Here is a 20,465-nt window from a genome sequence, read left to right on the forward strand (position 1 = left end):
GATCGTCAACGGCAGCGTGTGTTCTTCGCTGCCCCGCCGCGCGCTATCCCTTAATAATTCTGTTTCGGCCCATGTCCTTTGCGCGGTAAAGCGCGGCGTCGGCTCGGGCAAGCACGCTGTCCGGCGTCTCATTCGGTTGCAGCGCCACGACGCCCGCTGAAATGGTTACGGTCATGCTGTGGGAGAACGTACTCCAGTCGAGATCGGCGATGATCGCGCGCAGGCGATCCAGCGTGCGTTCCGCAGCCTGATCAGTGGTCTCGGGCAGGATCAGAAGAAATTCTTCGCCGCCGTAACGGCCGAATTTGTCGATGCCGCGAATATTCGCGAACATTGTGATCGCGAATGTCCGCAGGACTTCGTCGCCTGTCGGGTGGCCAAACAGGTCGTTGATCTTCTTGAACCAGTCGAGATCGATCAGCGCGACGGAGCAGGGCATGTTGGTGTGGTGCGCCCTGGCAACCTCATCGTCGAGCGAGCGCATGATGCTGCGCCGGTTGAACGAGCCGGTGAGTTCGTCGAGCTCGGCGAGTTCTTCGATCCGCTTGTAGGCTTCCCTGAGCTCAATGCCCCTCTTGTAGAGGGATTCACGAAGCGAGCTGCTGAAGATGCCGACGAACATGCAGCGTCCAATCGTCATGACAAACACCATCAGCGTCGCCAGACGCTCGATATAGGTGTTGTTCGGCATGTCGATCGGCTTGTCGGTCATCAGGAACAGCGCTGCCAGACCGAACGTCATCACCGTCCACAGGACCGCGGTCTGCTGCGGTGTCGATCGCAGGGAGCCGAATGCGAAGATCACGAACAGCGAACACAGAAACACGCAGCCTACTTCCGGCGCGATGTAGAGAAACATCAGCATGATGACCAGGCTGACGCTTGACTGCTGTACGACGAAGTAATGATCCTTGAAGCGGTCGTTCAGCCGTGTCTCGGACAACGCCCAGAACGAACTGACGGACAGCAGGCCACAGATGACATAAGCGGGCGCGGTCGATAGCGGGGTTGAGCCGGCATACGCGTAGATCAAGAGGATCAGCCCGTCGACGACATAGCTCAACGCCACCATGCCGAGCATCTGCCGGCGTTGCCTCGCACGTCGCGCCAGAAGGTCCGGCGTCAAATCGCCGTCGGCGGCATCCGGGCCGGCAATGCTCGTCAGGGAAGGCGCGGCGGTCTGCATGTGCGTCTTTCGGGTTCCAGCCGGAATCTACGGGAAAAACCGTTTAGGTTTGGTATCAGCGGGCGTCGAGCGACAGTGACCAGCTTGATTAAAAAAGGAAATTCCGCGTGTCGGGCCGCTGATCGGAGGTGGGCGAGGAAGGGCCTGCTATCCGCATTCGGCTCGCGATGGACCGGAGGATGTGACCCTGTATTATAATACCATCTAACTCATATCCCTCCATCGTCTTGCTCTTGTTTACGATTCAAGGGCATTTTGCTCTTCAACCGCCGATTGGGGACGTTCCGGCGAGCCTCAATGTTTTTACGGCTGGATCGAACCCCTTCACGACTCCGTGCGACCAACCTTGTGAGACGGCCATTGAGTGCAACACACGCGGTTTCGGACGAAACTCTGATCGCGCGCATCGCCCAAGGTGACCGGCTTGCGATGCAGGTGCTTTACGGAAGGCACCATGTTCGGGTGTTTCGCTTTGCGTTGCGGCTGGTCCGCAACGAGTCGATCGCGGAAGATCTCATCAGCGAGGTCTTTCTCGATGTCTGGCGTCAGGCCGGCAAGTTCGAAGGCCGTTCCGCCGTATCGACCTGGCTGCTGGCGATCACGAGATTCAAGGCTCTGTCCGCCCTCCGCAAAAGGAAGGAGGCGGAGCTGGACGACGATGCGGCTGCTGCGATCGAGGATACGTCCGACAATCCGGAAACCGTCGTCGCCAAGAAGGATACGGGTAACGCGTTGCGAAATTGCCTGACCGCACTTTCGCCGGAACATCGGGAGATTGTCGATCTTGTCTACTACCACGAGAAGTCCGTGGAGGAGGTGGCAGAGATCGTCGGTATCCCCGAGAACACGGTCAAGACGCGCCTGTTCTATGCGCGAAAGAAACTGGCCGAGCTGCTGAGGGCAGCCGGGATCGAGCGAGGTTGGCCATGATGGCGCAGAGCAAGGATGCGGTGGATCGGACGCCCTCGGAGATCGAGGAGTTGTTGCCGTTCCATGCCGCTGGCACGCTGAACGCGCGCGATGCACAGCGCGTTGAAGAAGCGATGGCGAAGGATCCCGATCTGGCCCGGCAGTATGCCGAGATCCAGGACGAATACGCCGAGACCATCCTGCTCAACGAAAGTCTCGGCGCGCCGTCGGCGCGGGCGCTGCAGAAGCTGTTCGACGCGATCGACGCCGAGCCTGCCCGCACCGCGTCATCATCGCTCAATTCGATGTCACGGATCGCGGGATTTTTTGCCAGCCTGTCACCGCGGACGCTCGCCTATTCGGCGGTTGTCGGGGCACTGGCGCTGTTGCTGCAGGCCGGGGTGATAGGAACCCTCGTCAAGGATCGCGGCGGCTCGTTCCAGACGGCATCTGTTGAAGGACAGTCCAGGGCAGGGACCGTGGCGCTGGTGCGTTTTGCGCCCGATGCGCGGCTGGCCGATATCACGCAGTTCCTCGACAGCTACAATGCCTCGATCGTTTCCGGACCCAAGGCCGGCATGTTCCGCATCCGGTTCGGCGACAAGGCGCTGCCCAAGCAGGAAGCCGACCAGTTGATGGCGCGCGTGCAGGGCGAGAAGATCGTGACGCAGGCGTTGCCGGCTGAGTAACGCACTTCTGCGTTGGCCGCGAACCGCGAGGACGCAAGATGACTGACCATCGCAAAAACAGCCGAAATCCAGGGTTTTCCGACAGATCGTCGAAATGGATGCGCCTTCTCGGGATCGCTGCACTCGCGGTGATCTGTGCGACCCCGCAAGCCTTTGCCCAGTTCGCGACTGTCGGGCGCGGCCCCAGTATCGGACCCAGCGTTGGGCCGAACATCAATGCGGGTCCACGGATTTCTATCAACCCGCATGTCCGCTATTCGCCCAATCTCGACTATCAGGACATCCACCGGCCTCGTCGCCGGCCACGGCCGTATGTCCAGGAGTTCGATGGGCCACCGGATTACAACGGGCCGCCGAAGACGGTTCGCAAGGATCCGCCGCGCCGCAGACGGGCCAATACGCCAACGGTTGCCGACAACAGCTACGTCGCGAAAGAGGTGGTGATCGAACTCGAAGGCAATCCGAACGAGACCGCAGTCAATAACATCGCGCGCCGCCATCGCCTGACGCGGGTGGAATCGCAAAATATCCCAACCCTCGGCAGCACGTTCTTCCGCTGGCGGATTTCGGATAAGCGCACCGTCGATCAGGTCGTTCGTGAACTGGTGGCGGATGGCGGCGTCAGGTCGGCCCAGCGCAACAACATCTTCCGTCTGCAGCAGGCGTCATCCGCCGAGCCGGCAAAATCCGCGGACGGTCCTGAGGGCTATGCATCCGGGAAGCTGCGGCTGCCGGCGGCTCACGCCTTGTCGGCTGGCGCCGACGTTCGCATCGCGGTGATCGATTCCGGGGTCGATGCCAATCATCCGGAATTGGCGGGCTCGATCGTCGAGACGTTCGACGCGCTGGCGAGCAAGGAAGGCGCCCATGCTCACGGCACGACGATCGCCAGCATCATCGCCGGGCACGGGCGGCTGACCGGGACCGCGCCGTCGGCGCGTCTGCTCGCGATCCGCGCGTTCGGTGAGAAGAAGTCGGGCGCCGAAAGCTCGACCTTCGTGATCCTGAAGAGCCTCGATTATGCCGTGTCCCATCAGGCACAGGTCATCAACATGAGCTTCGCCGGTCCGCATGATCCGATCCTGGAGCGCGGCCTCGCAGCCGCCGCGGCGAAGAAGATCGTGCTGATTGCGGCAGCCGGCAACGCCGGGCCGAAGTCTCCGCCGCTGTATCCCGGCGCCGATCGCAACGTGATCGCGGTGACTGCAACCGATTCATCGGACCGCCTGTTCAGCGGCGCCAACCAGGGCGCCTATGTCGCGCTGGCGGCCCCCGGCGTCGACATTCTGGCGGCGGTACCTGACAGCAAATACCGCATCTCGTCCGGCACGTCCTTGTCGGCGGCATTCGTCAGCGGACTGGCAGCGCTGATGATCGCCCGCAATCCCGAACTGTCGCCCGGCGATCTGCGTCTCGCGCTGGAATCTTCGGCACGCGATCTCGGCCCCAAGGGCCGTGATACCCAGTTCGGCGCGGGGGAGGTCGATGCCTACGCCGCCGTCTCGGCGGTCGCGGCACCGGTGGCGACCGCATCGGGGCGAGCGGCCGGACAGTAGGGGATGCAGTATTTCGCGCCAGCGGCGAAAGAATCAGTCAGACTGCTCGCGGCTGTAGGGGTATAGGTCCGCGTATTTTCCGCTGTTGGTTCGCGGGAACGGAGCCAGTTGATTACAAGTCAGTGATGTTGCTTGGCGGTCCATGACACATGGGCCGTAACGAGTCCTGTATTTGTTCAGGTCGAGTGCACCGCGTTTGCATCAGCATTTTTCATGGATATCGCGCCATGGCGCATTCACCCGACACGCTGCTTGGACGCAACATCGTTGTCCGCTGGCGGATGCTGGCCGAGCGGCGCCTTGATCATCTCATCGAACTTTATCAAACCGGCCGGTGGAAACGCTATCACGGCGAGGTCAAATTTCTCGAGATGGTCCAGGAAGCCCGATCAGCGCTCAAGGTGTGGCAGCAGCTCGCGCCGCCGGACCCGCTTAACGACAAGCCGGTCGAGGTCTCTCTCGATCAGGTGTTTATCGGGTTGGAGGATGCGCCGCCGCGATCGTTCGCTGTATTAGCGGACGGCGTTGGAGCCAATCACGATCTGGGGAAATCGTGACGTCCCTTCCTTGATCAGATCACCGGTCACCGGCTTTTCGTGATCGAGGCCGACGATCGCGCCCCGCGCGGTGCTGGAAATCATGTTGTCGTTGACGAGCACCGATCCCGCGCCCGGCACAACCGAGACGCCGATACCGACATTGGCATTGCGGACGACGTTGCCGGTGATAGCGACGTCGCGCAGATACTTGCCCCATCCGGCGACGATGCCGAATGATGGCGCGTTCTCGATGACGTTGCCGCTGACGGTGGAATCCGCTTCGACGTAAATGCCGACGCCGCCATCGTCGTCGGGTGCGGTGCCGATCGGGCGCTTGGGCAGGATGTTGCGCAGGATGTTGCCCTGCACGACGGCGATGCGGCCGCCTTCGTTGAAATTGCAGACCGAGACGCCGGTGGCGCACAGATCGACGCTGTTGTTGGCAATGATCGCGCCCTCGAATGCAAACTCCGAGTAAAGGGCCACCTCGCGCACGTCGCTGATGCTGTTACCGAGAATCTGGATGTTGGATGCCGAGTTGCCGCGCACGCCGGAATAGTCGCAGTTGCGGATCCGGTTGCCGCGCACGATCACGTTGCCGGCGCGGAATGCGTTGATCGCGTTGCCGTGCTGGCCGGAGCCGCCGGGGCCCGCCTTGATGTCCTCGATGCGGTTATCGATCACCATGGTGCCATCGTCGCCGATGGCGGTGCGCAGGATTTCGATGCCGTTGTCGGAGGTGTCCTGAATGGTGTTCTGGCCGACGATCAGCCCGAGCGCGTCGAACGAGACGATCGCGGTGGTCTGGACGGCGCGGATGGTGTTGCCGCGGATTTCGCCGGCGACGTTCTCGAACCAGACGCCGTTGCCGCCGCTGCCGACAATGTCGCAATCGACGATGTGAATGCCGGTGCCGCTCACGCAATGAACCAGTCCGCGCCGTTCGGGCAGGCGCAGGCCGCCGCCATCCACTGTGAGATTGGAAAGGACGATGTTGCCGGCGCCTTCGCTCGCGAACATCGAAGCGCCGCCGCTAAAACGCAGGCGGGTGGCGCCGCGTACGCCGGTGAGTTGAGCGCCGTTCGGCAGTTTCAGGGCGCCGGTGCGGTAATCGCCTGGCGGCAGCGCCAGCGGGATGCGGTCTCGCGCAGCCTCGTCGATGGCGCGCTGCAGGGCGACGGTCTGATTGGAGGAACTGTCCGATCTTACGCCATAGTACGTGACGTCGCGGCCAAGCGTTGCGGTCAGCGGCGCGGCTCGCGCGGGCTCCGCTGTGATTGCGGCGGCACCGGCGGTTGCTCCGGCAACGTTGAGAAGATGGCGACGGCTGATATCCATGATGAAACTCCCGCACATAACCTAGTGCGGGAATGGTTCATATCATGCGGATGCGGCAGGAAACGTCGCTGGTTCCTGCGGTAGGGTTAATGAAATCCGCGCCGCTTCAGATCGGTTTATTGTGCGGGACAAACAGCCGGCCTCGTTCGACCACCATCACAATGACAAGCGCGGTGAGGGCGGAGAGGAAGGCGCCGGTGGCAAGAGGCACCAGAGTGCCGTTGTACAACTGCCCGATCGCGTAGCCGACGACGATTCCGATCAGCGTCGTCATCGAGCCGAACAACGAGGAGGCCGTTCCCGCGATATGGCCCTGCGGCTCCATTGCGAGCGCGGTAAAGTTCGAGAACATCAGCCCGAAGGTGAACAGGTTGAGGATCGACAGGACCATGAACAACGGCAGCGGCAGATGGCCGAGATCGGCCGCAACAAGCATGGCGATGGCCGCGGCCAGTTGACCGATCAGTGCGGCATGGGAAATCACGCGCATGCCGAACCGCCCGACAATCCGCGAGTTCAGGAAGCCGGCGATGGCGACGCCGATGGCGACCGCAGCGAAGGCCAGCGGGAAATAATGGCCGAGGCCGTAGATGCCGGTGAAAATCTGCTGCGACGAAAAGACGTAGCCGAACAGCGTGCCCTGTACGCAGCCCGCGGCAAGTGCATAGCCGAAGGTCTGACGGTTCGTGACCGTTTGCCGGTAGTTGTCGAGAACGTCACGGATGGCGAGGGATTTTCGTTCGGACGGCGGCAGTGTTTCCGGCAGACGCACGGCGCACCAGATCAGCGCCAGCACACCATACACCATCAGGACGAGGAAGATGCCGCGCCACTGCGACGCCAGCATGATTGCTTGCCCAAGCGAGGGAGCAAGCACCGGCACCGAGATAAAGATCATCATCGCCAGCGACATCACGCTCGCCATGCGGCGTCCGCTGTAGCAGTCGCGCACAATGGACGTGGCGATCACGCGCGTCGCCGAAGTCCCAAGGCCTTGCAGCGCTCGCGCGACCAGCAGCATTTCGAACGAATGTGCGGCCACCGCAGCCACGCTCGCCAGCGTGTACAGGACCATGCCGCCGATCAGAATTCGCCGGCGTCCGTATCGGTCTGTCAGCGGCCCGATGATGAACTGCCCAAGGCCAAAGCCGGTCATGAAGACAGACAGCACCGCTTGCAGGCGGTTGGCGTTGTCGATTCCGAAGTTCGCGCCGACATCCGGCAGCGCCGGGAGCATCAGATCCATCGCCATCGGGTTCAGCGCCATAATGGCGGCAACCATCACGACGAATTCGGGAAAGCCCATAGGGCGATGGGTTGCTGGCACCCATCCATCAGCATTGGTGTCGGATATGTCAGGAATCTCAATGGTTTAGATTGAGATAGCGGCTTATATTGCGCTGCACAACCGGTCGTGCGGTATGGCTGCCAGACGTAAACGGTAGTCCGGGGTTCACATTTTCTTCGTCGTTGCTCGCGCGAGCCGTGCGGTTTCCACGAGCAATGCTTCGCCGGTGTCGACCAGTTCCTCGAAAGTCATGGCGTGCGCCGCTGTTCGGGAATGGACTGGGTCGCGCGGCATAAGCGGCACGTGGACAAAGGCGGCGAGGCGAGGCCCGTTGGCTGTTCGTGTTGCTTCGATCGCGCGCCAGCTCAGATAATTGCACAGATAAAATCCGGCGCTCAGCGAGGGTCTCGCGTCGATGCCGGTGTCGTGAGCCGCGCGCAGCAGCTTCCCGCTGTGCGGACCGAAGCTCAGTGTGGACATCGCACCGTGGGCAATGCTCCGGCTGTCGACCCGCGCGTGGTCGGCGTCAGGCCACAGTTGAGTGACGATGTTGCGGGCACGGGTTTCGATCCGCAGGTGAGCGGTTCGCGCAGCAAGCCCGAACATCAAAAGCGCATCGGGACGGTGTGTGGCGATCAGCATCGGCAGGTCGCGATCGACCGCGATGTAGCTGACCGGGAAAACATGGCCGATCCGCTCGACATTCGCGAGCAGTGGCCGCCGCAGGCGCACCAGCCGGTCGACGAGCTTTTCGGTCGGGTTGTAGGGTGCGCCGGGAAACGGACGGAATCCGGTGATGAGTATACGCAGCCTGTTCGTCATCTCAGCAACGCGGAGATCGTATCGGCGGCGACCCCCGGCGTCATGCGGCCATCGGCGACGGCGGTTTCGGTCTGTTTGACTTTCGCCCGCATGGCCGGATCGGCACGCAGCCGTGCCTTCAGCCTGTCCTCGAGCATCGCCCACATCCACTTGACCTGCTGCTCGCGGCGTCGCGCGGCGAAATCGCCCGAGGCGTTGGTCGCCGTGCGGTGATCGAGAATCTTCTGCCACAGGCCGTCGATGCCGTCGCCGGTTACGGCCGAATAGGTCATCACCGGCGGGTGCCAGTGTTCGGATCGCGGCTTGAGAATGCGAAGCGCGCTGCGATATTCGGCGGCGGCGGTTTTCGCCCGCTTGATGTTATCGCCATCAGCCTTGTTGACCGCGATCATGTCCGCGAGTTCGACCAGGCCTTTCTTGATGCCCTGCAATTCGTCGCCGGCTCCCGGCAGCATCAGGGCGAGAAAGAAATCGGTCATGTCGCAGACGGCGGTTTCGGATTGGCCGATGCCGACGGTTTCCACCAGTATCACATCGAAGCCAGCGGCCTCGCACAACAGCATCGCCTCGCGGGTCTTGGCGGCGACGCCGCCCAGCGTGCCGGATGACGGCGAGGGCCGGATGAAGGCGTTGTCTTCGGCGGAAAGCCGCGCCATCCGGGTCTTGTCGCCGAGGATCGAGCCGCCGGTGCGCGCCGATGACGGATCGACGGCCAGCACCGCGACCTTGTGGCTCTTGGCGATCAGCGCCATGCCGAGCGCATCGATAGTGGTGGATTTGCCGACGCCGGGCGAGCCGGTGATGCCGACACGGATCGCCTTGCCCGTCGCCGGAAGAAGTGCCTGCACCAGCTCGCGCGCGGCGGCCTGATGGTCCGCACGGCGGCTTTCGATCAGGGTGATGGCGCGGGCCAGCGCCGCGCGGTCGCCATCGCGAACGCGGGCAGCAAGGGTCTTGATATCGGGATTGGCGGCGGGCGCGGACGGAACCATGGTGTCCGTTTACAACGATTGGGCGTCAGGGGCGAGGGTTCGCCGCTATCATCCCGGCGATGTCGACAGGATACGTTCGCCGCACCGCGCGTCATTTTCCCGCCGGTGCGGGGCGAGCCGCGATTCTGCCTTTGGTTGACCGTCGCCAGATCCAGATCAGAATCGGCCAGACCAGCGCCCCGATCGCCATCGCGGCAAGAATCAGCGACACCGGCCGCTCGAAGAACGGCAGGATGCTGCCGTCCGACTTGATCAGCGAGGTAACGAAGCTCTGCTCGACCATCGTCCCCATCACGATGCCGAGCACCATCGCCGCGACGGGATAGCCATTGGCTTCCATGACATAACCGATGATGCCGAATGCCGCCACCGTCAGCACCGCGAACAGGCTGTTGCCGGTCGCGAAGGTTCCGAGCGCGCAGCACAGCAGGATGATCGGCATCACCGATGAGCGCGGCGCCCGCAACACGTGGCTTGCAAGCCGGATCATCACGATGCCGAGCGGGATCATGATGATGTTCGCGATAATGAAGATGATGTAGATCGCGTACATGCTCGACGCTTTTTCAGTGAACAGCGTCGGCCCCGGATTAAGGCCTTTCATGTACAGGACGCCGATGGCGATCGCGGTGATGGTGTCGCCCGGCACGCCGAACAACAGGGCAGGCACCCAGCCGCTGGCGAGGCTCGCATTGTTGCTCGCTCCGGCTTCGACCAGGCCCTCGACGTGGCCGGTGCCGAACTTCTCTTTTTCCTTCGAGAAGCGCTTCGACATCGCGTAGCTCACCCACGCCGCCATGTCGGCGCCGGCGCCCGGCAGCACGCCGATGATGATGCCGACGATATTGCCGCGGGTCATCGGCCACCAGTATTTGCCGGTCAGATGAAGTTGTCCGGCGAGGATGCTGCCGAATTTGCGCTTGGGCAATTGCGGCGGCTCGGGGGAGGCCATCGCCCGCATTACTTCGGCCACGGCGAACACGCCGACCAGCGCCGGGATCACCTCGATGCCGCCAAGCAGATCGGTCAGCCCGAAGGTGAAACGCGGGATGCCGCCGGGATTTTCCATGCCGACGCAGGCGATCAGGAGGCCCAGCAACATGCTGGCGATTGCCTTCACCGGCGAACTGCGCGCAACGAGCGTCGCGCACATCAGGCCGAGGAAGGCGAGCCAGAAATACTCGAAGGTCGAGAAGCTCAATGCGATGTCGGCCAAAGGCGGCGCCAGCGCCATCAGCGAGATCGTGCCGGCGATGCCGCCGATGGCGCTGAACCAAAGGCCGGCGCCGAGCGCCAGTTCGGCCTGGCCCTTGCGGGTCATGGCGTAGGCTTCGTCGGTGTAGGCGGCGGACGCCGGTGTGCCGGGGATACGCAGCAGCGCGCCCGGAATGTCGCCGGAGAAAATAGCCATGGCTGAAGCCGATACGATCGCTGCGATCGCGGCGATCGGCGACAGATAGAACGTGACCGGCACCAGCAGCGCGGTCGCCATCGTGGCCGACAAGCCGGGCAGCGAACCGACCGCAAGGCCATAAATGGATGATAGTGCAATAGCGATTAGGACTTCAGGCGCAAGAACGAGCCGGAACGCTTCAATAAACGTTTCCATCGATCACCATGGCATCGGCAGAAAGCCGTCGGGCAACGGCACACGAAGGAGCTTGGCGAAAATCAAATAACCGCCGATCGGAGCGAGCAGGGCGACCGGGATCGCGAGCTGCAGCCGTGCGCCCAATGTTTTGGCGATGGTGAAAGCCATGATCGCCGCTGTCAGCAGAAAGCCCAGGCGATCGACAGCGAGAACGTAGAAAACGAGCAGCGCCGGCGGGATCAGCACCCGCAAGCCGGCGAATGGGCTTTTCGTTTCCGGTTCAGGGGGCGGTCCTTCGATCGCGAGAAGTTCGGCCTCGGCGTCTTCCTCGAACTTGTGACCGATCCCCAGCGCGATCATGGTGCCGCATGCGGCAAGTCCAAGGCCGATGACCATCGGAAACACGTTGGGGCCGACTTCCTGGCCGGGGACAGGCGGCAGGAGCGAGCCGCCATAGGCGGCAGCACATCCCAACCCGGCGATGAAAAGGCCGGTGACCTTGTCAGACAGGCGCATCGCAGATCTCCGATCTGTGTCGGCTCTTTGTTATTTGCGGTCGCGAGGATCGGTTCAGGTCTTGGCGATTCCTGCCGCCTTCATCGCTTCGCCCTTCTGCTTGTCGCTGGCGTCCATGAAGGTCGCGAAACCAGCGGCATCATCCCAAACGACTCCGAAGCCGCGCGACGACATGAAGTCGTTGTATTCCTTGGAGGCGTAGATTTTCTTCATCGCGGCGGTGAGCTTGGCGGCGATCGGTTCCGGCAGTCCCTTCGGTCCGGCAAAGCCGCGCCAGGCGCCGGTCGAGTAATCGATGTTCATCGCTTCCTTGAGCGTCGGCACATCGGGGAAGGTCGCGGCGCGCTTCGGCGCCATGATCGCGAGGCTCTTCACCTTTCCGGCGTCGATCATCGCGCGTGCTTCCGGCACCGAGCATGTGACAACGTCGAGGCCGCCTGCCGCAAGATCCTGCACCGCGGGCGCGGCCCCGTTCGAGGGCACCCACGCAACCTGGTTCGGCGGCAGGCCCATCGCCTGCATCCAGCCGACCAGCGCGAGATGCCAGATGCCGCCCTGGCCGGTGCCGGATGCCTTGAACTTGCCGGGAGGTGCCGCCTTGATGGCGGCCGCGAGATCCTGGACTGTCTTGTAGGGAGAATCGGATTTCACCTGGATGCCCGGCGGATCTTCATTCATCAGCGCCAGCGGGGTGAAATCCTTTGGCGTCAACTGGGTGAGGCCGGCCCAGTGCATCATCGAAATTTCGACGGTGATGATGCCGATGGTGTAGCCGTCCGGATTTGCGGTGGAGATCGCGGAGTGGCCGACCACACCCGATCCGCCGGTGCGATTGACCACGTTGACCGGCTGGCCGAATTCCTTTTCGAGCAGGCCGCCGACGATGCGCGCGGTGGCATCGGTGCCGCCGCCCGCGCCCCACGGGCAGATCAACTGGATCGGCCGGCTCGGGTAATTCGCCTGTGCGAAGGAAGGTTTCAGTCCGAGGCCGGCACTGGCAGCTACAGCCGCCGCCGACACCGCGAAATCGCGGCGCGTGATCGAAGACATGACGTTTCTCCCCATGGCGCCAGTGAACCCGGCGCTCGTACGACAACATACTAGGCATCTTTGCCGCATCCTCGCAAGCGCGTGAATGATTGCGGCGCAACACGTCATGCAAGGGTGCGGAACGCGGCGTAGCGATCTGCGTGAGGAAAATTCACGGCAGAACTATCCCTGTCGCTGATGCGGAACGGGTGGCGGTTCGTTCTATTTTCTTGACGTATTCTTTTCAGCCGGGCGGCTGCCGCCGAAGAGCGCATTGCCTTCGGGGGTGAGATACGGCTTCAACACGTCCCACGGCACGAATGCTTCATACGAGCCCTCGGCATAGGAGCCGACGGCGTAAGGCGAATAGTTGAACACCAGCCCGGCGCTCTTGCCGGCCTCCGTTGACGAGGCAAGTTCGACTGCGCCGATCCTGAGCAGCTTCGGCTCAACGCCATTGGTCCAGCTGTCGTCGGGTTCGTCGATGCCGCGCTCCTTCTTCTCGGCCTTCAGCGATGCGATGATCGCGCGACGCATTGCCGTGAGGGTGGGGCCGTTGTCGGCCAGTTCCTTGAAGAACGGGCGGATGCTGATCGGCTTCTTCGCGGTATCGTCCCACAGGATCGTGTTCAGATCGGTGTTGGGATGCGCGCCGCCGGTATAGATGAACATCGTGCGCAATACGCTGACATAGCGTCCGGCGATGATCGATTGCACCGTGTAGTCGCGCTCGAAGGTCCACGCGCGTCCGTCGCGGAACAGTTCCGGTGAGGATTTATATTCCTTTGCGGCGTCGGCGCGGTTGCTTTCCGCCCAGCGTTTGCTGTCCGCAAGCAGGTTGGCGGCAAGCGCAGCGTTCTGCCGGATCGTATTGTCGAGCGTCACCTTGATCTCGACCGCCTTGGTCTTGATCGCGATGTCGGGCTTCTGCTCGGCGGCGACAACAACGGCTTGCGGCAAAACGAGCGCTGCCGCGAGGGTGAGGTTTGCCGCGAGCCGCAATGTCATTCCGCCGCCGCGCTCGGGTGGCCGAGCCGGACCGTGAGCTTCCGGAGCAGTTCTTCGGCAGCATCCGCGATCACCGTGCCGGGCGGGAAGATCGCTTCCGCGCCGGCCTTGTAGAGCGCGTCGTAATCCTGCGGCGGCACCACGCCGCCGATGATGATCATGATGTCATCGCGCCCGCGCTTATGCAGCGCTGCCTTCACCTCGGGCACGGCGGTCAGGTGTGCCGCCGCCAGCGACGACAGGCCGAGAATGTGGACGTCGTTTTCGACCGCCTGCCGCGCCGCTTCGTCGGCGGTGGCGAACAGCGGCCCGATATCGACGTCGAAGCCGACGTCGGCGAACGCCGATGCGATCACCTTCTGGCCGCGGTCGTGGCCGTCCTGTCCGATCTTGGCGACGAGAATGCGTGGCCTGCGTCCCTCGGCATCCTCGAAGGCATCGATCAGCGTCTGCAATTTCTCGACCCGGTCGGACATGGTGGCGGCCTCGCGTTTATAGACGCCGGTGATGGATTTGATCTCGGCACGATGGCGGCCGAAGACCTTTTCCATGGCGTCCGAAATTTCGCCGACGGTTGCTTTCGCGCGCGCCGCGTCGATGGCGAGCGCCAGCAGATTGCCTTGTCCGTCCTGTGCGCTGCGGGAGAGAGCGGCGAGCGCAGCATCGACGTCCGCCTGCTTGCGTTCGCTCCTGAGGCGCGACAGCTTGTCGATCTGCAGGCGCCGCACGGTGGAGTTCTCGACCTTCAGCACGTCGATGGAGGCTTCGTTCTGCGGCTTGTACTTGTTGACGCCGATCACCGACTGCCGTCCGGCGTCGATCCGCGCCTGGGTTTTCGCCGAAGCCTCTTCGATGCGCAATTTCGGCACGCCGGCCTCGATGGCCTTGGCCATGCCGCCGAGTTCCTCGACTTCCTGAATGTGCGCCCAGGCCTTGGCGGCGAGATCGTGCGTGAGGCGCTCGACGTAATACGAGCCGCCCCACGGATCCACGATCCGCGTAGTGCCGCTTTCCTGCTGCAGGAACAATTGCGTGTTGCGGGCAATGCGTGCCGAGAAATCGGTCGGCAGCGCCAGCGCTTCGTCGAGTGCATTGGTGTGGAGCGACTGGGTGTGCCCCTGGGTCGCCGCCATCGCCTCGATATTGGTGCGGATGACGTTGTTGAACACGTCCTGCGCGGTCAATGACCACCCCGACGTCTGGCAATGGGTGCGCAGCGACAGCGAGCGCACATCCTTCGGGTTGAACTCTTTCATCAGCTTGGCCCACAGCAGGCGGGCGGCGCGCATCTTGGCTACTTCCATGAAGAAGTTCATGCCGATCGCCCAGAAGAACGACAGGCGTGGCGCAAATTTGTCGATATCTAGGCCTGCGGCCATACCGGCGCGGACATATTCGACACCGTCGGCCAGCGTGTAGGCGAGTTCGAGGTCCTGCGTCGCACCGGCTTCCTGCATGTGGTAGCCGGAGATCGAGATCGAATTGAACTTCGGCATTTTCTGCGAGGTGTAAGCGAAGATGTCCGAGATGATCCGCATCGAGGGCAACGGCGGGTAGATGTAGGTGTTGCGCACCATGAATTCTTTCAGGATGTCGTTCTGGATCGTTCCTGAAAGCTTCTCCGGCGGCACGCCCTGTTCTTCGGCGGCGACGACAAACAGCGCGAGAATCGGCAGCACAGCGCCATTCATGGTCATCGACACGCTCATCTGGTCGAGCGGGATGCCCGCGAACAGCGTGCGCATATCGTAGATCGAGTCGATCGCAACACCGGCCATGCCGACGTCGCCGGACACACGCGGATGATCGCTGTCGTAGCCGCGGTGGGTGGCGAGATCGAACGCCACCGACAGGCCCTTCTGGCCGGCGGCGAGGTTGCGCCGGTAGAAGGCGTTGGAATCTTCCGCCGTCGAGAAGCCGGCATACTGGCGCACGGTCCACGGCTGATTGACGTACATGGTCGGGTAGGGGCCGCGCAGATACGGCGCGATGCCGGGCCAGGTGTCGAGGAAGTCGATGCCCTTGAGGTCGGCTTCGCCGTAGCTCGACTTGACCTCGATGCCTTCCGGCGTCAGCCACGGTTTCGCATTGCTGTCGTTGTCGGCGGGCGGCGTACCCGGCTTGAATGCGAGATCAGCAAAATTCGGAATACGGGTCATAGTCTCACCATTCTAACACAAAACGCCCGGAGCATCGAAGGGGTCATGGCAGGGGCTTTCAGTCGTGATCGGGATGCTGGCGGCTGACAATCGCGTCCAGCCTGTCACGGCCGTAATTTTCAAGCGTGGTTTTACCGGGCATGCTCGCAATCCCCGCGACCCAGCCGAGCTGTGACTCAGTTCCGAACTGCAAATCGGGAACAACGGCGTCTGGCCTGTCGAACGCGCCGGTCATGATCTCGATGTTCGGCCCGCCGATGCGGCGATAGCTCAGCGGCGTGCCGCAGTCCGCGCAGAAATCGCGTTCGGCGATCGATGACGACTGAAATGACGATGGCGTGCCGCGCGTCCAGCGGAAATCTTCATGCCGGATGTCGGCCAGTGACGCGAACGGACCGCCCGACGCCTTCTGGCACATCCGGCAATGGCAGATGCTGACGCGCACTGGCGCAGCCGTGATCGCAAAGCGGATCGCGCCGCACTGGCAGCCTCCAGTCAGGTCTGTTGTCGCGGATGTCATCATCAACCTATCCGGTTGTATGCTTCGCTCAACATCGTCAATGCGTTGCCGCCGGCGAACACAAAGTCATTCACGCCGGCCGCGCGCAGGGCCGTCTCAAGCTCGCCGGGGCGGCCTGCCAGATAGATATACCTGGCTCCTGCGCCGTGAAGGGCTTTGGCTGCCGGTTCCGCTTGCGCGGCATATACTTTGTCCGACGAGCACAAGCAGGCGAGGGATGCACCGGAGGCTTTGAAAGCGGCCGCCAGCACGGCAGGATCGGTAAAGCCTTCGGAGTCGACGGCCTCGATGCCGCCGGTCTCGAAGAAGCTCTTGGCAAACGTCGCGCGCGCCGTGAAGTCGACAGCGCTGCCGAGATTGGCGAGAAAGACTTTCGGCCGCGCACCGGACTTTTCGAGAATTTCGTCGGAGGCGTCGCGCAATGTCTCGAATGGCTGCGCGAGGCGGATAGGCGCCAGCGCATCGAACCTGACTTTTGCCTCGCCGTCCGGCGGCAGTGTGACAGGTGTGGCTTCCAGCACGGAGGCTGCCGCTTCATAGAGGTTCGGAAATTCGCTGGCTCCCGTCAGCACCTCTTTGCGCTTGGCGAGGTTGGCGTCGCGCGCGGCTCTCACGGTCGCGACTTTCTTCTGGATGATGTTCTGTTCCAGTGCAGCGAACGCACCGCCGGCCCGTTCGATCTCCTGAAACTGCGCCCAGACAGCTTCGCACAGATGGTCGGTCAGGTCCTCGATGCCGCCGGAGCCGGCCGCGGGATCGGACACCTTCTCGAGATTGGACTCCTCAAGCAGAATCAACTGGGTGTTGCGGGCAATGCGCCGCGCCAACATATCCGGCAGACCGAGAGCCAGCGTGTGCGGCAGCACGGTGATGCTGTTGGCGCCGCCGAGTCCGGCGGCAAAGGTGGCGATCGTCGCGCGCAACATGTTCACGTAAGGGTCGCGCTGCGTCAGCATCCGCCACGACGTTTCCGCCGCGACGAACAGCGGCTCGGGCGCGAGACCGCAGCTTTGCTCGATACCGGCCCAAAGGCGGCGCAGGGCGCGAAACTTCGCCAGAGTCATGAACTGGTCTGCGTCGGCGCTCATCCGCGCGTAGATCATGCGCCGGGCGTCGTCGAGCGCCACGCCTGCGTCTTCGAGCGCGCGCAGATAGGCGACGGCAGTGGCTAGCACGAAGGCCAGTTCCTGTGCTTCCGAGCCGCCCGCATTGTGGATCACGCGGCCATCGGCCGCCGCGAAGGGCCCGCGGAAGCCGAGCTTTGCGAGGCTCGTGATTTTCTCACCGAAGACCTTGGCCGTGCTCTCCCATGTTCCCTGGTTGCCGCCGCGCACCGCACTGCCGCCGATCGGATCCAGTCCGAAACGCACGTCCACAGTTTCAGGAGCGATCTTCCGCGCGGCAAGCAGGTCGGCGAAATGCCGGCCGATGTCGCGCGAATGCAAGCCGATCTGGAATTCGATTCCGATTCCGGCATCGAGATAGATGCCGTCGAGCGCACGGGCGAGGGCGGCAGGTGTCGACTCCAGCCCATGGCCATAAGCGCCGTTGGCACCGGCGAACACCAGCGTCAGGCCATTCGCACCGTTCTCGAGATCGTGCAGCGCCTGCTTGTTGGCAGCCGCGGCATCCGGATGATCGACACGCTGAATGATCTGCCATGGCGTCGCCGCCGGACGTCCGGGGACCGCGCTCGCGTTATGCGCACGCTGGTAGATCGGCTCGATGCTGAGGCCGTCATAGGTCTTGGCGATCAGCTTCTCGAACGGTCCGCCCTTGAGGACGCCATCGACCAGTTTACGCCAGTCCTCCCGAGTAGCGGGGTTGAAGTCGGCGGCGAGTTGCAGATGATCTGTTTCCGTGGACATTCAGCGGGTTAACTCCGGCGCGGGCTTATCGTTGGCCGAAAATGCCATGCGGCGGCGCACAAGCCAAATGGTTGTTTGGGCTGCTACGCGATATCCGGCAGCCGCTCGATGCCGTCTTTGGCGAGCGGGATCAGCGCGTCGCGCGGGGTTTTCCCGGCAATGCTCCGGTCAGGGGTGATTTCCGCCAGCGGAACCAGCACGAAGGCCCGCTCGAACAACCGGGGATGCGGCAATGTCAGCTCGGGTTTCTGCAGGCCGACATCGTCATAGGCGATGATATCGAGGTCGAGGGTGCGGGGGCCCCATCGCCGCTCATTGGCGCGATCGCGACCGAACTTCTTTTCGATCTTGTGCAGTGTGAACAGCAGCGCGTGGGGATCGAGGCTGGTTTCGATCTCGATACAGGCGTTGACGAAAGGCGCTTGCTGCTCGTCGCCCCATGGCGGTGTCGTATAATCCGAAGATCGAGCCACCAGCACGGCCTGCGTCATGCCGCAGATGTTGGCGATTGCTTTTTTGAATGTCGCGCGGACGTCGCCGACATTGCCGCCCAGCGCGATCAGAACACTGGCCATCGCCCTTATGACCTGCTGCGGGTGATGATGACACCAACGTCGTCGAAGATCGCCGGAATCGGGGCGTGCGGTTTGTGGACCGTGACCTGAATGGCGCTGACACGCTCGAACGTAGCGAGAATGGCGTCGGCGACAGCGCCGGCGGCACGCTCCAGCAGGTAGTAGTTGGTATCCTTGAAGGCTGCGGTCGCCGTTGCCACCACGCTGGAATAGGAGACCGTATCGGCCAGCTTATCGGTGCGGGATGATTCCGACAGGTCGATGAAGAGTTCGAGGTCGATGACAAAACGCTGACCGACCTGTGCCTCGTGGTCCATGACGCCGTGACGGGCATGGACCAGCAGGCCCTTGACGAAAATAATATCGCTCATCGTTTGTCCTCGATAGCCGCGTTCACACGCAGCGCCTGTACGGTTTCAGCGACATCGTGAGCGCGGATGATCCGTGCGCCGCTGTTTGCCGCGATTAGATGAGCCGCGAGCGAGCCGCCGAGCCGCTGCTGCGGCTCCGATGGCGTTACGCTCGCAATAAAGCGCTTGCGGGATGCGCCGACCAGGATCGGGCATCCAAACTGCCGCAGATCATCGAGGCGGGCCAGCGCCGTCATGCTCTGTTCCGGCGTCTTGCCGAAGCCGATACCGGGATCGAGCACGATGTGCGACGCCGGAATGCCGGCCTTCGCGGCGATGTCGAGCGACCGCGAGAAGAACACCGCGAGATCGGCCATGATGTCGACGGCGGGATCGGCGCTGTCGCGGTTGTGCATCACGATCACCGGCGCGCCGTGGGCGGCGACGACGGACGCCATCTCCGGGTCGCGCTGCAAACCCCAGACGTCGTTGGCGATCACCGCGCCCTGATCAAGCGCCCATGCCGCGACCTTGGCTTTCATGGTGTCGATCGAGACCGGAATTCCGAGGGCTACGACCTGGGCGAGGATCGGCCGCAACCGTTCCATTTCGTCGTCTGCCGACACAGGCATCGCGGAGCCATAAGGCCGGGTCGATTCCGCACCGATGTCGAGAATGTCGGCGCCTTCCGCGATCATGCGTCTGGCCTGTGCCAGCGCCAGATCGGGGTCGAGGAATTTGCCGCCATCGGAAAACGAATCCGGAGTGACATTGAGGATGCCCATGACGGCCGGGACGGGGTGCGCGAGCAGCGGCTGCAGCACCGGATGCTGCGTGGGAAAGGCCTGGTGCTGGCGCCGGACATCCACCTCGATCATGCGGTGGCTTTGCGCGGTCTATGGGTGGGAGTCAAGGCGTTTGGAACCGGCCGGATCGGTGCGCTAAACGGCTGGCCGCCCGCAGCTTTCCATGCCGTCAGTAGGAAATCTTCAGCGGCAGTTTGCGTGCGCGCGCGATCAACTGCTCGACCGATTTCTCGGACGGCAGGACGCTCACCAGTTTGCGTTTGGTATTGGCTTCCGCCATCGCTTTTGCCAGCCGGCCCGGGTTGCGCTGGACGAATTCCCGCACCGTTGGCACGCCTGCCGCGCGGACCAGCTCGGCCTTGCGCTTTCCCATGCCCGGAACGCGCATATAGTCGGCCATATTGGCCCATTCGAGCAGTTGCTGTTCGCTGATGCCGGTCGCCGCCGCCAACTTCTTACGGCCCTTCAGCGTGCTGGCCTTTTCAAGCAATGCATCCGTCGTGCGGATGCCCTGAGCCTTGAGCTTCGACACTGCGAGCAGCCCAAGTCCGTCAATCTGTGAAATCGGATATGTCATTGCACTCGGAAAACTGAAATGTTCAAGCGGCGTCTTGCAGACTGTCGCGCGACTAAGAAGAGTCTACGGAGAGAGGAGCGCGTTTCGTCTGTCGTCGCGGAACCGCTCATGCCGAAGCAACTGGAGCATCATCATGCAGGAATATCG

20 protein-coding genes are annotated in these 20,465 nt (G+C 62.8%); 4 read left to right on the forward strand and 16 right to left on the reverse strand.

The features are described 5' to 3' along the window. Positions 1-43: 43 nt before the first annotated feature. On the reverse strand, positions 44-1,186 hold the full coding sequence (locus ASC80_RS21085; protein ID WP_056301610.1) for a GGDEF domain-containing protein: 1,143 nt from the start codon (positions 1,184-1,186) through the stop codon (positions 44-46). A gap of 360 nt (positions 1,187-1,546) precedes the next feature. Here ASC80_RS21085 and ASC80_RS21090 point away from each other — a divergent pair, with 360 nt between their 5' ends. The 4 genes from ASC80_RS21090 (at position 1,547) to ASC80_RS21105 (ending at position 4,897) form a co-directional block, all read left to right on the forward strand. After that, a complete protein-coding gene (locus tag ASC80_RS21090; RefSeq protein ID WP_056301612.1) occupies positions 1,547-2,116 on the forward strand; it encodes a sigma-70 family RNA polymerase sigma factor in 570 nt (189 codons plus the stop codon). Continuing rightward, positions 2,113-2,784, forward strand: coding sequence for a hypothetical protein (locus ASC80_RS21095; RefSeq protein WP_056301614.1), 672 nt, complete (start codon positions 2,113-2,115; stop codon positions 2,782-2,784). The genes ASC80_RS21090 and ASC80_RS21095 overlap by 4 nt, the downstream gene beginning before the upstream one ends. A gap of 38 nt (positions 2,785-2,822) precedes the next feature. After that, entirely contained in the window at positions 2,823-4,340 is a 1,518-nt protein-coding gene (locus ASC80_RS21100; RefSeq protein ID WP_056301615.1) for a S8 family serine peptidase, read from the forward strand. Positions 4,341-4,567: 227 nt separating this feature from the next. Next, positions 4,568-4,897 carry a TIGR03809 family protein gene (locus tag ASC80_RS21105; RefSeq protein WP_056301618.1) on the forward strand — a complete coding sequence of 110 codons (330 nt, stop codon included), beginning with the start codon at positions 4,568-4,570 and terminating at the stop codon, positions 4,895-4,897. On the opposite strand, the gene ASC80_RS21110 is transcribed toward ASC80_RS21105, so the two are convergent. From ASC80_RS21110 to ASC80_RS21180, 15 genes are all read right to left on the reverse strand, one after another. Then, entirely contained in the window at positions 4,853-6,217 is a 1,365-nt protein-coding gene (locus ASC80_RS21110) for a TIGR03808 family TAT-translocated repetitive protein (protein ID WP_056301619.1), read from the reverse strand. The two genes, ASC80_RS21105 and ASC80_RS21110, sit on opposite strands and share 45 nt — an antisense overlap. 106 nt (positions 6,218-6,323) lie before the next feature. After that, positions 6,324-7,571, reverse strand: a complete 1,248-nt coding sequence (locus ASC80_RS21115; protein ID WP_056301621.1) for a multidrug effflux MFS transporter — start codon at positions 7,569-7,571, stop codon at positions 6,324-6,326. A gap of 99 nt (positions 7,572-7,670) precedes the next feature. After that, complete coding sequence (locus ASC80_RS21120; protein ID WP_056301623.1) at positions 7,671-8,327, reverse strand: pyroglutamyl-peptidase I; 657 nt, start codon at positions 8,325-8,327, stop codon at positions 7,671-7,673. After that, complete coding sequence (gene meaB / locus ASC80_RS21125) at positions 8,324-9,319, reverse strand: methylmalonyl Co-A mutase-associated GTPase MeaB (RefSeq protein ID WP_056301625.1); 996 nt, start codon at positions 9,317-9,319, stop codon at positions 8,324-8,326. Before meaB ends, ASC80_RS21120 begins: the two co-directional genes overlap by 4 nt. Before the next feature lie 91 nt (positions 9,320-9,410). Continuing rightward, positions 9,411-10,928, reverse strand: coding sequence for a tripartite tricarboxylate transporter permease (locus tag ASC80_RS21130; RefSeq protein ID WP_056301626.1), 1,518 nt, complete (start codon positions 10,926-10,928; stop codon positions 9,411-9,413). A gap of 3 nt (positions 10,929-10,931) precedes the next feature. Next, positions 10,932-11,426, reverse strand: a complete 495-nt coding sequence (locus tag ASC80_RS21135) for a tripartite tricarboxylate transporter TctB family protein (protein WP_056301628.1) — start codon at positions 11,424-11,426, stop codon at positions 10,932-10,934. A gap of 54 nt (positions 11,427-11,480) precedes the next feature. Then, positions 11,481-12,476 carry a tripartite tricarboxylate transporter substrate binding protein gene (locus ASC80_RS21140; protein WP_056301630.1) on the reverse strand — a complete coding sequence of 332 codons (996 nt, stop codon included), beginning with the start codon at positions 12,474-12,476 and terminating at the stop codon, positions 11,481-11,483. 201 nt (positions 12,477-12,677) lie between these two features. Then, entirely contained in the window at positions 12,678-13,463 is a 786-nt protein-coding gene (locus ASC80_RS21145) for a DUF3298 and DUF4163 domain-containing protein (protein ID WP_056301632.1), read from the reverse strand. Beyond that, positions 13,460-15,622 carry a methylmalonyl-CoA mutase gene (gene scpA / locus ASC80_RS21150; RefSeq protein WP_056301634.1) on the reverse strand — a complete coding sequence of 721 codons (2,163 nt, stop codon included), beginning with the start codon at positions 15,620-15,622 and terminating at the stop codon, positions 13,460-13,462. The genes ASC80_RS21145 and scpA overlap by 4 nt, the downstream gene beginning before the upstream one ends. A gap of 58 nt (positions 15,623-15,680) precedes the next feature. Further along, the gene (locus ASC80_RS21155; protein ID WP_156464481.1) at positions 15,681-16,142 is read right to left on the reverse strand and encodes a GFA family protein; all 462 of its coding nucleotides are present in this window, start codon (positions 16,140-16,142) and stop codon (positions 15,681-15,683) included. 2 nt (positions 16,143-16,144) lie between these two features. Further along, positions 16,145-18,010, reverse strand: coding sequence for a methylmalonyl-CoA mutase family protein (locus ASC80_RS21160; protein WP_056301637.1), 1,866 nt, complete (start codon positions 18,008-18,010; stop codon positions 16,145-16,147). Between the two features lie 83 nt (positions 18,011-18,093). Beyond that, on the reverse strand, positions 18,094-18,585 hold the full coding sequence (folK, locus tag ASC80_RS21165; protein WP_056301638.1) for a 2-amino-4-hydroxy-6-hydroxymethyldihydropteridine diphosphokinase: 492 nt from the start codon (positions 18,583-18,585) through the stop codon (positions 18,094-18,096). 5 nt (positions 18,586-18,590) lie between these two features. Further along, positions 18,591-18,956 (reverse strand): dihydroneopterin aldolase, encoded by a 366-nt coding sequence (gene folB / locus ASC80_RS21170; RefSeq protein WP_056301640.1) that lies wholly within the window; start codon positions 18,954-18,956, stop codon positions 18,591-18,593. Next, positions 18,953-19,813: a dihydropteroate synthase gene (gene folP / locus ASC80_RS21175; RefSeq protein ID WP_056301642.1), complete on the reverse strand. Its 861-nt coding sequence runs from the start codon at positions 19,811-19,813 to the stop codon at positions 18,953-18,955. The genes folB and folP overlap by 4 nt, the downstream gene beginning before the upstream one ends. Before the next feature lie 97 nt (positions 19,814-19,910). Then, positions 19,911-20,318 carry a DUF4332 domain-containing protein gene (locus tag ASC80_RS21180; protein ID WP_056301644.1) on the reverse strand — a complete coding sequence of 136 codons (408 nt, stop codon included), beginning with the start codon at positions 20,316-20,318 and terminating at the stop codon, positions 19,911-19,913. Positions 20,319-20,465 lie beyond the last annotated feature (147 nt).

Source organism: Afipia sp. Root123D2, from assembly GCF_001425835.1.
GTDB lineage: Bacteria > Pseudomonadota > Alphaproteobacteria > Rhizobiales > Xanthobacteraceae > Afipia.